Source organism: Pseudoalteromonas sp. T1lg75 (assembly GCF_002964705.1).
In the GTDB taxonomy this organism is placed as follows: domain Bacteria; phylum Pseudomonadota; class Gammaproteobacteria; order Enterobacterales; family Alteromonadaceae; genus Pseudoalteromonas.
This window is the reverse complement of the sequence record NZ_PQCD01000033.1, coordinates 22,624-37,421: the sequence shown is the minus strand read 5'-3', so window position 1 is coordinate 37,421 and position 14,798 is coordinate 22,624. Positions and strand designations below refer to the sequence as shown.

The window sequence follows — 14,798 nt, the reverse complement described above, 5'->3', positions numbered from 1 at the left end:
CGTAAGGCTACGGTTTACGCATCAGTGCTTGCCAGTGTAGAATGTTAGCGCCTCATTTAAAAGGTCATTATTTTAATGACCAAACTTACAATTTGTTTTTTGGAGAAAGTTCCGTGCAAGAATACGTTCTCTGGTATCAAGAGCTTGGTATGCAAGATGTGCCGAGAGTTGGAGGCAAAAACGCCTCTCTCGGTGAAATGATCTCAAACCTAGCCAACGCCGGTGTACAAGTACCGGGTGGTTTTGCGACGACATCATACGCATTTAACGAGTTTCTTGAGCAATCTGGATTGAATGCTCGCATCTACGACGTGTTAGATAAACTAGACGTTGAAGATGTCAATGAATTGGCCAAAGTTGGTGCCGAAATCCGTCAGTGGATTATCGACACGCCATTCCAGGATTCATTGGACCAGGCTATCCGCGAGGCCTATGGCCAACTACACGCTGACCCAGCACACGACGTATCCTTTGCAGTACGTTCCTCTGCCACCGCCGAAGACATGCCAGACGCATCATTCGCCGGACAACAAGAAACCTTCTTAAACGTGCGCGGCATCGATGCCGTAATGGTTGCTATCAAACACGTTTTTGCTTCTCTATTTAATGATCGCGCCATCTCTTACCGCGTACACCAGGGTTACGACCATAAAGGTGTAGCACTTTCAGCCGGTATCCAGCGCATGGTTCGTTCTGACATGGCCTCTTCAGGCGTAATGTTCAGCATCGACACCGAGTCAGGTTTTGAAGACGTTGTATTCGTAACATCAAGCTTCGGTCTTGGTGAAATGGTTGTACAAGGCGCGGTTAACCCGGATGAATTCTACGTTCACAAAGGTACTCTAGCCAAAGGTAAACCAGCCGTTGTTCGCCGTAACATTGGTTCTAAAGCCATTCAAATGGTTTATTCACAAGATCAGGAACACGGCAAGCAAGTTGAAATTGTTGACGTAGCCCCAGAGCAAGCCAATACCTTCTCTATTACAGACGAAGAAGTAATGGACCTTGCTAAGCAAGCGGTTATCATCGAAAAACACTACGGTCGTCCAATGGACATCGAGTGGGCAAAAGACGGTAACGACGGCAAGCTTTACATTGTACAGGCTCGTCCAGAAACCGTACGTTCAAACGAAGATGCAAACGTGATGGAGCGCTTCCAGCTTAAGCAAACATCTAGCGTTGTTGCCGAAGGTCGTGCCATCGGTCACAAAATCGGTGCCGGCGTGGTACGCGTACTTAACTCTATCGACGAGATGGACAAGGTACAACATGGCGATATCCTGGTAACCGACATGACCGACCCAGATTGGGAACCGATCATGAAGCGTGCCGCTGCCATCGTTACCAACCGTGGCGGTCGTACTTGTCACGCGGCCATCATTGCCCGTGAACTAGGTATTCCTGCTGTAGTAGGTTGTGGTAACGCCACCGACCTAATCAAAGCGGACCAGGAAGTGACTGTTTCTTGTGCCGAAGGTGACACAGGTTACATCTACCAAGGTCAACTTGAGTATGAAGTACTGACTTCACGCGTAGATGAAATGCCTGACCTGCCAATGAAGATCATGATGAACGTGGGTAACCCGGATCGTGCATTCGATTTCGCTCGTCTACCTCACGCCGGTGTGGGCCTGGCTCGCCTTGAGTTCATCATCAACCGTATGATCGGTGTTCACCCTAAAGCGTTGCTTAACTTCGATGCTCAATCTCCTGAACTTCAGGCAGAAATCAAAGACATCATCGCAGGTTATGAGTCGCCGCGTGAATTCTACATCGCCAAACTGGTTGAAGGTATCGCCACGCTTGGTTGTGCCTTTGCACCTGAGCGCGTAATCGTCCGTATGTCTGACTTCAAATCAAACGAATATGCCAACCTGGTTGGCGGTCAGCAATACGAGCCGGAAGAAGAAAACCCAATGATCGGTTTCCGTGGTGCTTCACGTTATATCAGTGAAGACTTCCGCGAGTGTTTCGCCCTTGAGTGTGAAGCCATCAAGCGTGTTCGTGACGACATGGACTTGAACAACGTTGAGATCATGATCCCGTTCGTACGTACCCTTGCAGAAGGTAAAAAGGTTATCGAGCTACTTGAAGAGCACGGCCTTAAGCGTGGCGAAAACGGTTTGAAAGTGATCATGATGTGTGAGCTGCCTTCAAACGCGCTACTTGCCGAAGAATTCCTTGAGTACTTCGACGGTTTCTCAATCGGTTCAAACGATTTAACTCAGCTTACTCTAGGTCTTGACCGTGACTCGGGTCTGATCGCTCACCTGTTCGACGAGCGTAACCCAGCGATTAAGAAGCTATTGTCTATGGCCATTAAAACAGCCAAGGCAAAAGGTAAGTACGTAGGTATTTGTGGTCAAGGTCCTTCGGATCACGAAGACTTCGCCGCATGGCTGGTACAAGAAGGTATCGATTCTGTGTCATTGAACCCAGATACGGTATTGGAAACCTGGCTATACCTGGCTGAAAAGCTTAAATCGAACTAAGTTCGATTACCGAGTAAGACAAAGAAAAAGGGCGAAATCTTCGCCCTTTTATTTTTTCGCCAATTTGCTATCGAGCAACCGGCACCCCCGCGTAAGGGTAATCTGGCACACCCGTACATATTTACGGGCAAGAGGGTAGTGTACGGCCAGTAGGGTCAATCCGATTAAAAAGAAGATCACCGAAGGCCCAGGCACCACGGCGAATATCAATCCGAGTATAAAACAAAGCGCCGCAGCGGTATTCATCAACCACTTCTTCATACATCACCTACGTAATTGCTTATTAACTGACCATAGCGCATTCACAGCTACAAAGTGATTTCAATTTGTAACAATCTGTATATTCTTCAATTTCTAAGCCCGCTCAGCATGCTATAATGGCGCTGTCCGTTCCTGAGGTTTAAGGCCATGATAGCAAAGTTAAGTGTCGAGCAAGTCAGTTCTGAACTGGTATTACATTACCTAAAAACAATCAAAGCTGAAGGGTTCAGCGGCGATGTCGATGCCAGCTATGGCACCCGACTATTAGCGGCCACCGACAACAGTGTTTATCAAACCATTCCTCAGGGTGTGGTGTTCCCAAAAACCAATAAAGACGTGCAACTGGCATTGAACATTGCCTCGCGCGATCCGTTTTTGTCGCTAACCTTTGGCCCACGCGGTGGCGGTACCGGCACCAATGGCCAGTCGTTGACACCGGGTATTGTTATCGATCTTTCCCGCTATATGCGCGAAATTCTGGAAATTAACGAGCAAGAAGGTTGGGTGAGGGTTCAAGCCGGGGTGATCAAAGACCAGCTAAACGACTTTTTGCGCCCCTATGGATACTTCTTTGCACCGGACCTATCCACCAGTAACCGCGCTACCGTGGGCGGGATGATCAATACCGATGCCTCAGGTCAGGGCAGTCTGGTTTATGGTAAAACCTCGGACCACACCCTGGCACTCAAGGCGTTTCTGGCCGATGGCAGCGAGCTCAATACTCAGGGGGTGAGTGTCGAAAAAGCCAAATTGATTGCCGAACAAGACACAGCAGTCGGTAAGGTTTACAAAACGGTATTGGATGTCGCCAGCAGTAAGCGCGATTTAATTTTAGAAAGATTCCCACGACTGAATCGCTTTTTAACCGGTTACGATTTAGAGCATGTGTTTGATGAACACCTTTGCGAGTTTGATATTGGCCGTGTCCTGACAGGCTCCGAAGGCTCCTTGGCCATAGTCACCGAGGCCAAGCTTAACATTACGCCCATCGCAAAATTTAAAACCCTGATCAATATTAAATATGACAGTTTCGACTCAGCGCTTCGTAATTCGCCATTTTTAGTGGCGGCCGAGGCGACCTCGGTAGAAACCGTTGATAGTAAGGTGTTAAACCTGGCCCGCGAAGACATTGTCTGGCATTCAGTATCGGACTTAATTACCGATGTACCCGGGCAAGAAATGCAAGGCTTAAACATGGTTGAGTTTAATGCCGAGCAAGAAGGGGACATGAAGGACAAGATTGACGCCCTGTGTGCCAAGCTTGACGCCCTTATCGAGAATAAAGAAGCCGGGGTAATTGGTTATCAGCTCACCAATAATGTGGCCGATATACAAAAAATCTATGCCATGCGCAAAAAGTCCGTTGGCCTGCTCGGTAATACCAAGGGCGCGAAAAAGCCTATTGCCTTTGCCGAAGACACCGCGGTTCCGCCGGAAAACCTGGCCGACTTTATTGCCGAGTTCCGTGAATTACTCGACGGTCACCAACTTGATTATGGTATGTTCGGCCATGTCGATGCCGGCGTTTTACATGTGCGTCCGGCGCTGGATATGTGCGATCCGGAGCAGGAAAAAACCCTGCGCCAGATTTCCGATCAGGTTGTTGCACTCACCGCCAAGTACGGTGGCCTGATGTGGGGCGAACACGGTAAAGGGTATCGCAGTGAATACGGCCCGGAGTTTTTTGGCGACGAGCTATTCCAGGAGCTGCGCCGTATTAAATCGGCCTTCGATCCGCACAACAAGCTTAACCCGGGCAAAATCTGCACCCCCCTTGAAAGTAACGACCGCTTGGTGAGCGTTGATGATAAGAAGCGTGGCTGGTTCGACCGTCAAATTGATATTCAGGTACGAGATAGTTTTGCCAACAGCATGAACTGTAACGGAAACGGCTTGTGTTTTAACTATGTGTCAGCTCACCCATGTGTCCTTCATACAAGGCCACTGGCGATCGCCGTTACTCACCAAAAGGCCGCGCCGGATTAATGCGCGAGTGGCTTCGACTACAGGCGGAGCAGGGCGTTGACCTGCTCGAAGAAGAAAAAGTTATCAGCAAAAAAGATGGCCCCACCTGGTGGGAGCGTTTCCTTAATACCCAGAATAAACGCAAGGGTCAGTACGACTTTTCACACGAAGTGAAAGAGTCCATGGACGAGTGCTTAGCCTGTAAAGCCTGTACCACTGCGTGCCCGATTAAGGTCGATGTGCCGACATTCCGTGCTCGCTTTTTGAACTTTTACTACAGCCAATACAACCGCCCATTAAAAGATTATCTGGTTGCCGGCATAGAAAACACGGCACCACTGTTGGCTAAGTTTTCGGCCATTACCAACCCCGTGATCAAATCGTCACCGGTACAATGGGCGATTAAAAAGACCCTGGGTTATGTGGATACACCGACGCCGAGTCATCCAAACCTGGCCCAGCGCACCGCCACTTTAGAAAAATTCGACCTGAATAAACTGGAGCAATTAAGCGAAGATCAGCGCCGCGACTATGTGCTTATCGTGCAAGACCCGTTCACCAGTTTTTATGAGGCCGAGCTGGTTGAAAGCTTTGCCAAGGTTGTGCAGGCGCTTGGCAAAAAACCGATTATCCTGCCATTTAAACCCAATGGTAAGCCGCAACATGTGAAAGGCTTTTTGGATAAATTTGCCCGCACCGCCAAAAACAGTGCGGCATTTTTACAACAGGTTAGTGAATTGGACATCCCCATGGTTGGGCTCGATGCCTCATTAGTTTTGTGTTATCGCGATGAATACAACACGGTATTAGGCGAGCAAAGAGGGGACTTCAATGTCTTGTTGGCCCATGAATGGCTGGGCGAGCAAACTTTTAAACAACAGGTATTTGAACCACAACAAAGCTATGTATTGCTGAGTCACTGCAGCGAAACCACTGCCTTACCGCACAGCGCCAAGGTGTGGCAAACTATTTTCTCGGCCTTGGGATTACAACTGGATCCACAAGCAACCGGCTGTTGTGGTATGGCCGGTACCTATGGCCACGAACTGCAAAACCAGGAAAACAGCAGTGCCTTATATAATCTCAGCTGGAAAGCCAAGGTTGATAACACCGAGCCAGCCCAGCTGTTGGCCACGGGTTTTTCATGTCGCAGCCAGGTAAAACGTTTTGCCCAATATAAACCGCAGCACCCCATCGAGGTGCTGGCCAAGGTGTTGCACTAGTCTCGTTTGGCCAAGCCCTTTTTGCTGAAAGAGTTAGCGATGGGGCGAGTGGTAATACCGTGAATAAAGACGCTCGTCAATATGGTCAGCGTCGCCAACTCATTAAGCAAACCGTCGGCGGAGTCTAACACCATTAAGGTAAAAACGATGGAAGCCAAGCCCCGCGGACCAAACCAGGCCAGGGTAAATTTCTCTTTAAAATTTAACCCGTTAAATACAATTAAACTAAATAGAACGGGGATAACCCGCACCAGGGTTGCGGCGATCAGCGCAAAGGCCAGCTTGCCCCAACTTAGTTCCATGCTCTGTAACTGCCAATAACTGTAAGCCCCGAACAAACACCAAATTAAGTACGAAAAGAACTCGGCAATGTGCTCGCTTTCCTCGATCAGTCTCATATCCTTACTCGGCCGATACAAATAATCAAACAGCAAACCGGCAACAAAGGCGGCCACAAATCCGCTGCCGCCCAATGCTTCAGCCACACTGTAATTGACAATCGCCAATGACAAAATTAAAAATGGGCTGGAGGCCTTTTCAAAAAAATGACGTCGGGCGCTGTATTGTATTAAGTAAGTTGCTGACCAGGTAATAAGCGTTGCAACGACAAGCGCTATCCCAACTTCACGAAACATAAACTCCAGCATCTTCATTGTCGGTTGCCAACTGCCCAGTTGCCAGGACAAAAACAAAAATAGAAAAATCGGCACACACAGGCCATCGTTCAATCCACTTTCAACATTAATGGCTTCACGAAGTTTTAACGGCACCGCTTTGGCTTCTAAGATCCCTTTACTCAAGGCGGCATCGGTTGGCGTTAAAATAATTGCCAATAACGCCAAGGCCAATAAACTCATTTCTGGAAAAAGCAGGTATCCGGCTAGCACGGTCGCGCAGAAGGTAAGTGGCAGGGCAACAAATAAAAGCAACACGGGATATTTGTAGGCGCGTTTTAAAATGGCCAATCGGGTTTTCGCCGCGTCGGAAAATAATACCACCGCCAAGGTTAGTTCGACTAAAGGCAGCAATTTTTCCAAGGGTTGGCCGATTTTAAATTCCGCTAAGAACATAGCCGCAACGACCACGCCGGTCAGCACAAAGTACATGGGACCGGTGAGTTCGGCCCGGGCCAACTGGCGAAATGATATGGAGTAGATAAAAAATGCCAACGCCAACAAGATTGCGATGTAATATTCCATGGCTTATCCTCACGGCCTGCCTAAAGCATGCTTAAAGCTTACGTTTAACGCCTGACTTAGCTCGTTCTTTTATATTAGTCTGAATATAAATTTGATCTGTGGTTGCCAACTTAGCATGACCCAAGTCTTCAGATAAATGTTTTAATGGTCGGGTTTGCGCATCGTGGGTCGCCCCGGTATGGCGCAGCCAGTGTGCGGTTGCCGCCGTAAGTTTTTCTGCCTCTTCGGTAAAACCATCGTGATGAAGTGCTGCGGTGGCCAAATCAAAACTTTGTTGTACCAAACGACGAATTTGTCTGACCGTCATACCACCTTTGCCGCGCAATTTATGAATGAGCGGGTAGGGCTCATCGACCCGAGGCAAGGCACTGAGACCGCGAAATAAACGGTAGCGTTTTAAGTAGGCTGTAAAACTGTCACTTAGCGTCACATCTCGTAACTTATTGCCTTTGCCCATGACTCGCAAAAACCAAAAGCCATCGGCGTCTTGCCAAAAATGCGACATAACCGGTGACCAGTTGGGGCGCTCCGACAATTCGGAAATACGTAAATATAAACCCTTTAAACAGGCCAGAGTAAAGAGGTTACGCTCGAGTTGCGGATCGTCTTCGCAACGCTCTTCGGTCACCCGCAGTACATATTCCCATTGCAGATCGCTTAGTGTATCTGGTTGATTTATTTGAGATTGCACTACCAGATACGGGCAGTTCTTTTTAACCACGGGAACAAAGTTGGTGAAGGAACGCTCTTCTAAAATGGCGAATTTATAAAAAACATTAAGCGCAGTAAAGGTAGAGTTTAGGCTTTGCTGACTGGGCTTGGTTTCCTTGGCCATAAAGGGGCGCCACTTCGGATTGGCCATGCGCTGACCAAGATGCTGTTTAAATCGCCACTGCACCGAGTCCGAACACCAGTCGCTGCTGGGCTCAACCACAAAATCGATATAGTGTTCAATATCTTCGCGCTTTAATGCCAGCACCGAGGCGCCTTTGAGCAGCCAAGACCAAAGGGCAAAACGCTCAATTTCATTGCGAAAACGGGTGAAAGTGGCGTCGGATTTGCGGCCATGAACATACAAATATTGGTAAATAAATGATAAATCTTTCGAAATTTCAGCAAGGTTTAAGCTTTGTTGGTCTATAAATAAAGCTAGTTCGGGATATTCGCTGTTTAAGGTGCCATCTTCAAGATGGGCTATTTGATAGCGTAATTGCTTAAACGTATCAACTAAAGGGGTAAGCATAAGATAAATAACCAAAATATTTATAGTCTTAGCTTATCATAAAGTCCGATACTGTCTAGTATTGGACATTAAAGAAGGAGTACTCCATGAAAATTAGAGCGTCATTTGTTCACATCATGCTACTAGCGGTTGCCGTGCTTGCCTTAAATGGTTGCGCCACCTCCAGCAATGCCAGTCCGCAAGCAAAAAGAGAGATGGTACAAAGCATGCGCAGCGAAACATTGCAAACCTTGTATGTGCGCAAACCCGATGTGCAAAACCAAATTGCTACCAGCGCCGGTTATGCGGTATTCGATAATGCCAACGTCAATGTTCTGTTTGCCAGTTTCGGCGGCGGCTACGGTGTGGTAAAAAATAACCGCACCGGTAAATGGACCTATATGAACATGGGCGAGGCGGGTTTAGGCCTGGGCCTGGGTGTTAAAGATTTTAATGTGGTGATGGTGTTTCATACCGAAGCGGCATTAAACCGATTTATTGATCATGGTTGGGCGTTTGGCGGCAATGCCGATGCCGCAGCGAAGCATAAAGACAATGGCGGCGCGGTTACCGCCGAAGCCATTGTTGACGATGTGACCGTTTATTCGCTCACCGAAACAGGATTAGCCTTGCAAGCAGTGTTAAAAGGGACTAAATTCTGGGTAGATAATGAGCTAAACTAACATTTCTAAAGTCTTATGGTTGGAAAGTGGTCTATTTTTGATTAAATAGGCCGCTTTTTTTTGTTTTATCCTTTTTCATTCAGCGCCTTAGCGCTTCCCGTTCAGATACTTTACCCGCATTCTATAGAATTGCGCATCGTTTAACATAATATAAATTATAGGTTATTTGGTTTGAAAGGTACTAGTTTGGCTATTCTTGAATTTGATCACGGTCACTCAGGTTGAGATTTATGGGTTCAATGAGATTCTCCCTTTTAGAATTAGCCCTACCTCCATCTAAATGAAAATGAAGGGAAATTTATCCCTATCTATAATTTCTTTCTTCCAATAGCATCTTAGCATCGGAAAAATATTTTCACTCAAAGCAAGCTCCCGATTCTCGACACACAAACTCGCTATCGAATCGATTTTCCCCCCAACACATTACGAATTGGCAAACATCTAATTCTAAGATATCGCTAGTTACCTGTTTTATATGAAAATTAATAGAACTATTTGATAGAAAACAGCTCTAAAAATTGCAATTAATAAATGGACGTCAAAAGTTAAGCTGATGCTCATTCTTTGCGATGTTAGCCACATTTAGTCCACCCATTATGCGGGTAATGGCTTTAAACGGATGTCACTAATTATGGTGCCACCATCATTTAAAAGAAGGGAAACTCAAATGAAAGCAACTTTTCTAACTTTACTTTTAATCTGCGCTTGTTTTAATACTTATGCGAGCGAAGCACACGAAGGAATTATAAAATACAGCGAAAAAGACATTAAGGAATTAAAAATAAACTCAGTAAAATCATTAATATCAAATCACTTTGACACTAAAAATATTGATATAAAAAGCATTGAAAAGGTTATATTTTTAGCAAATGGTTTTGAAAAAGAAATGTCAGAAAAAGAGAAAGACGCCAGCGTTATTTCTGCTGAAGTTGTTGAAGTTCTAGTTAAAGGTAATGTCTTATTAATTAATTGTACTAGTTCAGACCTGATCTGACACTTCGATTTGAAAAGAAGAGAGTTTCCCGTTTTGATGTTGGTGTCGAATCAAAATCAAACACAAAGGAAACTCTCTATGCTTGAGTCTAACAATCCCATCATAAAACACAAAGCCGGTTTGCTGAATCTAGCAGAAGAACTGGGCAATGTTTCAAAGGCCTGCAAGGTTATGGGCGTATCCAGAGATACGTTCTATCGTTACCAGCAATCAGTCGAAGAAGGTGGCATTGATGCCTTAATCAACCAGAATCGAAAAGTCCCCAACCGCAAGAACCGTGTTGATCCTGACATTGAGGAAGCCGTTAAAACGTATGCTGTCGAACAGCCTGCGCATGGCCAGGTTCGTGTGAGTAATGAGCTTAGGAAACGTGGTGTCTTCGTCTCGGCCAGCGGTGTTCGCTCTGTGTGGTTAAGACACGACCTGGAGAACTTTAAGAAGCGCCTGAAAGCTCTGGAAGCGAAAGTGGCTGAGGAAGGAATCATCTTAACGGACGACCAGGTTGCCGCATTAGAACGGAAGAAACTGGACGATGAGGTTAGCGGCGAAATAGAAACGCATCACCCAGGTTACCTGGGTTCGCAAGACACCTTCTACGTTGGCAACCTGAAAGGCGTTGGACGCATCTATCAGCAAACCTTCGTTGATACTTACAGCAAGGTCGCCTTTGCGAAGCTCTACACGACTAAAACGCCGATTACAGCGGCCGATGCACTGAACGATAAAGTACTGCCGTTCCTCGCCTCTCAGGAGCTGCCTATGCTGAGAATTTTAACGGACAGAGGCACTGAATACTGCGGCAAACCCGAGCAGCATGACTACCAGCTCTACTTAGCGATCAATAATATCGATCACACGAAAACCAAAGTGAAATCACCGCAAACCAATGGTATCTGCGAACGCTTCCATAAAACGATTTTACAGGAGTTTTATCAGATCACCTTCCGGAAGAAATTGTATGCGTCGATCGACGCCTTACAAAAAGATCTGGACGAGTGGATGGAATACTACAACAATGAACGAACTCATCAGGGAAAAATCTGTTGCGGTAGAACGCCGTTGGAAACATTACTTGATGGAAAACGAATCTGGGCTGAAAAGAAATTAACCCAGATTTAATCTGACAGACACCAGTTTAAAACGGGCGACTGTCAGATCGAGTCTGAACTACTACAAATTAATACTATTGCACACAAAGCTGCTAACAAGTAACTCAACTGAAACTGCTAATCGTTGGCTCATTTTAGTCAACAATTAGCAGCGCCTTAGTTAAGCAATATAATTATTCCAGTCTCCCCTTACGCTTTTAGTTCCCTATTTGTCATGCTTCTTATTGTGACAGTTGATAAGACCAGGATAAACAGATAAAAACCTCCTATAGATCCGCCACTATTGCTAGAAGATTGAGGAGGACCTACAACCTCGCTTCCTACATGTAGTTTAACCTCAACCCTTCTCGATTCCTGACCATAATCATCAACTATGTAATACCAGAAGGCATCTTCCCCCTCAAAGTTCAAATCAGGTCGATACTCTAAAACATCATCAACGTAATAAAGGCCGCCATTTTTAGGCAGAATGTAAATTACAGCTTTAAAATTATCGCCATCGGGATCAGAGTCATTTGCAAGAATATCTAATTCTATGTTCGTATTTTTATTTAAATAATACTTATCTGGTTCTGACCAAGGTAGTGAATTCAGGTTGCGGTTGGAAAAATCAATATTCACTTCTACAACTTCAGATGCATCGCCTTCGTCGTCAACCAACCTGTATTTAAAAGAGTCCGGTCCAATGTAGCCTTGATCACGCTGGAGCACCCAAAAGCTGTTCAAAGAAAAATTTGAATGTTTTGGCTCTTCTACTATTTCAATATGACGCGCGGCTAAATTGGAATCATCATCATCATTTAATAAAGGGTTGAAGCGGTCGTACATGGAAACGGTCTTGAGGGTATCAGCGTTGGCTGTGGGGCGCTTGTTTACATAAATATTCAATCTACCGATATTTGATTCACCTAACTCATTAAGAAAGCTAAACTTAATAATTTCAGGCCCAAATGAACCAGCATTGGGTATGTAGCTAAACCCCTCCGGTTCAACAGCAATATTTCCCAATTTCGACTCAGTTAATATTTTAAATTTACTATGAACATTGTTAAGACTAACAGGGAATTTAAAGTGATTTTTTAAATCGTGCCGAATAACGTAACTTCTTTCGGCTGCATGCTTATTTTCATTAGTTAGCTTCCATAACTCATTCCCATAACCACCATGATCAGCTTTGAAATATACATTACCAAATTCATCGTTAATAATTTCGTCAAAACTAATTTCTTGTTTCCGAAACTTTGTAGTTAGAAGTTCTTTTTCACCAGAAATCAGGCTCACTCTTTTCAATGAATCTTCTGAAAACATTGAATAATAGTATATATAGTCTTTGTAAAACCGAATATCATGCCAACCAACTCTACCAAGTACAGCAAAAAGCTTATCCACACCTTCATTAAAATCATGACGATAGATATTTCCTGTTTCATACTCGATCTGATAGAGAGCATTATTATGATAAAAAAGCTTAGTGTTTAATAATGGTGTAAATTCAGAAACACTATCTTTCTCAGTGTTGTAGATGAACTTTTTTGAATTTATTTCGATTAATTTATTCTTACCCGAATACATTAAAAATCGTATAAAGTCATTCTCATTCAATAAACTTTTAAGTTGCGTATCTAAAAAACCTTCACCCTTGAATAATCGCCCCTTCATTGAAAGCCATTCGCCTTGACCAACATAGGAATAAAAACGCCTTGATTCATTTTCGTTTGTCTCATAAACTTCGTAGCTAAAATCTTCATTCAGCACTACAAAGTCTTTTTTTCTTCTTATATATGCTTTTTCACCATAAACCTCAATATCGTAAATTTCATTTAGTTCATCATATAAAATAGATTTCCTTTTAAAACCCAACGCAGGCCCTTTAAAATAATCAAGACTATAATCACTCCCTATTAAATAGCCATCGGAAAAATTTGATACTTTACCAATATGGCCACAACCTGTCTCCCGGCGTTTACCGGTATCAATATCATAGATCATCAGTGAGATTTCCCAACATCTATCAAAGGGAGGCCTGCTGTAATAGATTTTATTTAGTATTTGAGGTTGAACGAAGGTAGTGTCTGTATCGATTATATCTTCAACCATCGTGGATACATTACTAGAAGGATCATAGGACCATAACTGGCGTCCATTGATAGTCTTAGCGTTAATGTAAAGGCGATTTTCGATCACCTGAATTCTGTAGATGTCCGAACTGGCAGTTTCTATTGTCTTGTCTATGTCCTCAATGAGTGACTCGCTTTTATTCTCTAAATCGAGCACGTGAGGTTCCATACCGAGATCCCAGGTTTTTTGGGCGTAAACTAGCTTCTTATTTGCTGCAGCACCATAGCTGAGCCCCGTATATCCAATCTCGGCTTTCGGGTCAAAAACATGTAGAATTTCACCCTTAACTGAGCCAAACTCTACATACAATAGTTCAGCTCTATTTTTGAAAGGTGAGGTCCTTAAAAAACAAGCTCCTTGTAGGCAGCCGGTAGCTCTAGATCGAGGTCTTATACTTGAACCACCACTTTGAGGAAATTCTATTAACTGTCCCTCTATGTAGATCTCACTAGAGTGTTGAAATATAACTCGCCCATCAATGATAGTACTGGTTACAGTTGGGTCGTACGGGGTGCTGTATTTGATTCCCTCGGGGTCGTATCGTATAGCCCTTAAGTCACCGCTTTGTTGTTCAGTTACAAAATAGATTGACGAATCATTTTGGAAGAGCATCTGTATTCTATCGCCTTCTAATTCAACTTCGTCTCTTATGTTCTTAACGCCTGACGACTCTATGTCACAAAAGTACAAGTTCAGGTCATTCGGTGCATGAAAATATATTCGTCCATGCGTCGTCCGGAGCTTCGCTACACCAGACTCCCAAAAACAAGATGAGTGCTTATTATTTTCTTCATCGAAGAAATAAAAATAATTATCTTGATAAGATGCAATAATGGAGTCATCATTTTCAATTATACCCACCCTTTTCCAATAATCACTTCCTTCATTTTTAATTCGTTCAATTAGAATTGTGTTTTCGCTTGTGCCATCGCTTTTATAGAGAAGTATATCGCCATTTTCACCAATACTGAAAATGACATTATTTTGAAATTGTTTTGAGACGAAACTATATGATTCAGAATACTTATTTCCTAACTCGCTGATAACATGCGTGCCTGTCACTGTACCATCGGATACCCACAATTTTATTGGATGTGAATCTTCTACAAAGAGAACTCCGTTGTTAGTCACATTAGACCTGCCAAGATCAAATGAAGTATTAATATCTGCTAATTTCTCATTTTTTCCCGATACAGTGTCATATGAATACAAACTATTCACATACTGTTCACTCCTGGCAAAAAATAATACCTTTCCCTTATAGATCTTGAACCCATTCGGATTAGAGTTACTATTTACCAGCTCTTTATTATAATCTTCAACCAAAGATAATGGCAATTCAGCTTTAACTGAATTAATTGTAGACAGCAAAATTATAAAAGCCACAATCCTAACCATATAAAAACCTCCTATTCTTAATTTAAAACCTATAATTTAATTTTTCTTTTTAATTGATACCAAAATAAATAAAAATGAAAACCTTTCAATCACTCAGTACTTTTCATATCAATAGAAAAATCAAAAAAGATCTT

General features: G+C 43.9%; 8 protein-coding genes and 1 pseudogene. 5 read left to right on the top strand and 4 right to left on the bottom strand.

Annotation, left to right across the window (positions count from 1 at the left end; all coding sequences use genetic code 11):
* Positions 1–113: 113 nt before the first annotated feature.
* Positions 114–2,492 carry a phosphoenolpyruvate synthase gene (gene ppsA / locus C2M36_RS06900; RefSeq protein WP_105254692.1) on the top strand — a complete coding sequence of 793 codons (2,379 nt, stop codon included), beginning with the start codon at positions 114–116 and terminating at the stop codon, positions 2,490–2,492.
* 48 nt (positions 2,493–2,540) lie between these two features.
* Here ppsA and C2M36_RS06895 read toward each other — a convergent pair whose 3' ends face one another.
* Positions 2,541–2,753, bottom strand: a complete 213-nt coding sequence (locus tag C2M36_RS06895; protein WP_105254292.1) for a PGPGW domain-containing protein — start codon at positions 2,751–2,753, stop codon at positions 2,541–2,543.
* A 147-nt stretch (positions 2,754–2,900) separates the two neighbouring features.
* Between C2M36_RS06895 and ydiJ the strand changes: the two are divergent.
* Positions 2,901–5,941 (top strand): annotated as a pseudogene (gene ydiJ, locus C2M36_RS06890) (D-2-hydroxyglutarate dehydrogenase YdiJ).
* On the opposite strand, the gene C2M36_RS06885 reads toward ydiJ, so the two are convergent.
* Both C2M36_RS06885 and C2M36_RS06880 read right to left on the bottom strand, forming a co-directional pair.
* Positions 5,938–7,140, bottom strand: a complete 1,203-nt coding sequence (locus C2M36_RS06885; RefSeq protein WP_105254291.1) for a cation:proton antiporter — start codon at positions 7,138–7,140, stop codon at positions 5,938–5,940. The pseudogene ydiJ and the gene C2M36_RS06885 overlap by 4 nt on opposite strands.
* 31 nt (positions 7,141–7,171) lie before the next feature.
* Complete coding sequence (locus tag C2M36_RS06880; RefSeq protein ID WP_105254290.1) at positions 7,172–8,383, bottom strand: tyrosine-type recombinase/integrase; 1,212 nt, start codon at positions 8,381–8,383, stop codon at positions 7,172–7,174.
* 86 nt (positions 8,384–8,469) lie between these two features.
* Between C2M36_RS06880 and C2M36_RS06875 the strand changes: the two genes are divergently transcribed.
* From C2M36_RS06875 to C2M36_RS06865, 3 genes are all read left to right on the top strand, one after another.
* Complete coding sequence (locus C2M36_RS06875; RefSeq protein ID WP_105254289.1) at positions 8,470–9,045, top strand: YSC84-related protein; 576 nt, start codon at positions 8,470–8,472, stop codon at positions 9,043–9,045.
* A 667-nt stretch (positions 9,046–9,712) separates the two neighbouring features.
* Positions 9,713–10,039, top strand: a complete 327-nt coding sequence (locus C2M36_RS06870) for a hypothetical protein (RefSeq protein WP_105254288.1) — start codon at positions 9,713–9,715, stop codon at positions 10,037–10,039.
* A 78-nt stretch (positions 10,040–10,117) separates the two neighbouring features.
* Complete coding sequence (locus C2M36_RS06865; RefSeq protein WP_105254287.1) at positions 10,118–11,158, top strand: IS481 family transposase; 1,041 nt, start codon at positions 10,118–10,120, stop codon at positions 11,156–11,158.
* A 179-nt stretch (positions 11,159–11,337) separates the two neighbouring features.
* Here C2M36_RS06865 and C2M36_RS06860 read toward each other — a convergent pair whose 3' ends face one another.
* Entirely contained in the window at positions 11,338–14,652 is a 3,315-nt protein-coding gene (locus C2M36_RS06860; protein ID WP_158678869.1) for an Ig-like domain-containing protein, read from the bottom strand.
* Positions 14,653–14,798: the final 146 nt, after the last annotated feature.

What these genes read in the sequence shown, in the direction of transcription:
- C2M36_RS06895 (WP_105254292.1), bottom strand. Translation starts at nt 2,753, where the DNA reads ATGAAGAAGTGGTTGATGAATACCGCTGCGGCGCTTTGTTTTATACTC.
- C2M36_RS06885 (WP_105254291.1), bottom strand. Translation starts at nt 7,140, where the DNA reads ATGGAATATTACATCGCAATCTTGTTGGCGTTGGCATTTTTTATCTAC.
- C2M36_RS06880 (WP_105254290.1), bottom strand. Translation starts at nt 8,383, where the DNA reads ATGCTTACCCCTTTAGTTGATACGTTTAAGCAATTACGCTATCAAATA.
- C2M36_RS06875 (WP_105254289.1), top strand. Translation starts at nt 8,470, where the DNA reads ATGAAAATTAGAGCGTCATTTGTTCACATCATGCTACTAGCGGTTGCC.
- C2M36_RS06870 (WP_105254288.1), top strand. Translation starts at nt 9,713, where the DNA reads ATGAAAGCAACTTTTCTAACTTTACTTTTAATCTGCGCTTGTTTTAAT.
- C2M36_RS06865 (WP_105254287.1), top strand. Translation starts at nt 10,118, where the DNA reads ATGCTTGAGTCTAACAATCCCATCATAAAACACAAAGCCGGTTTGCTG.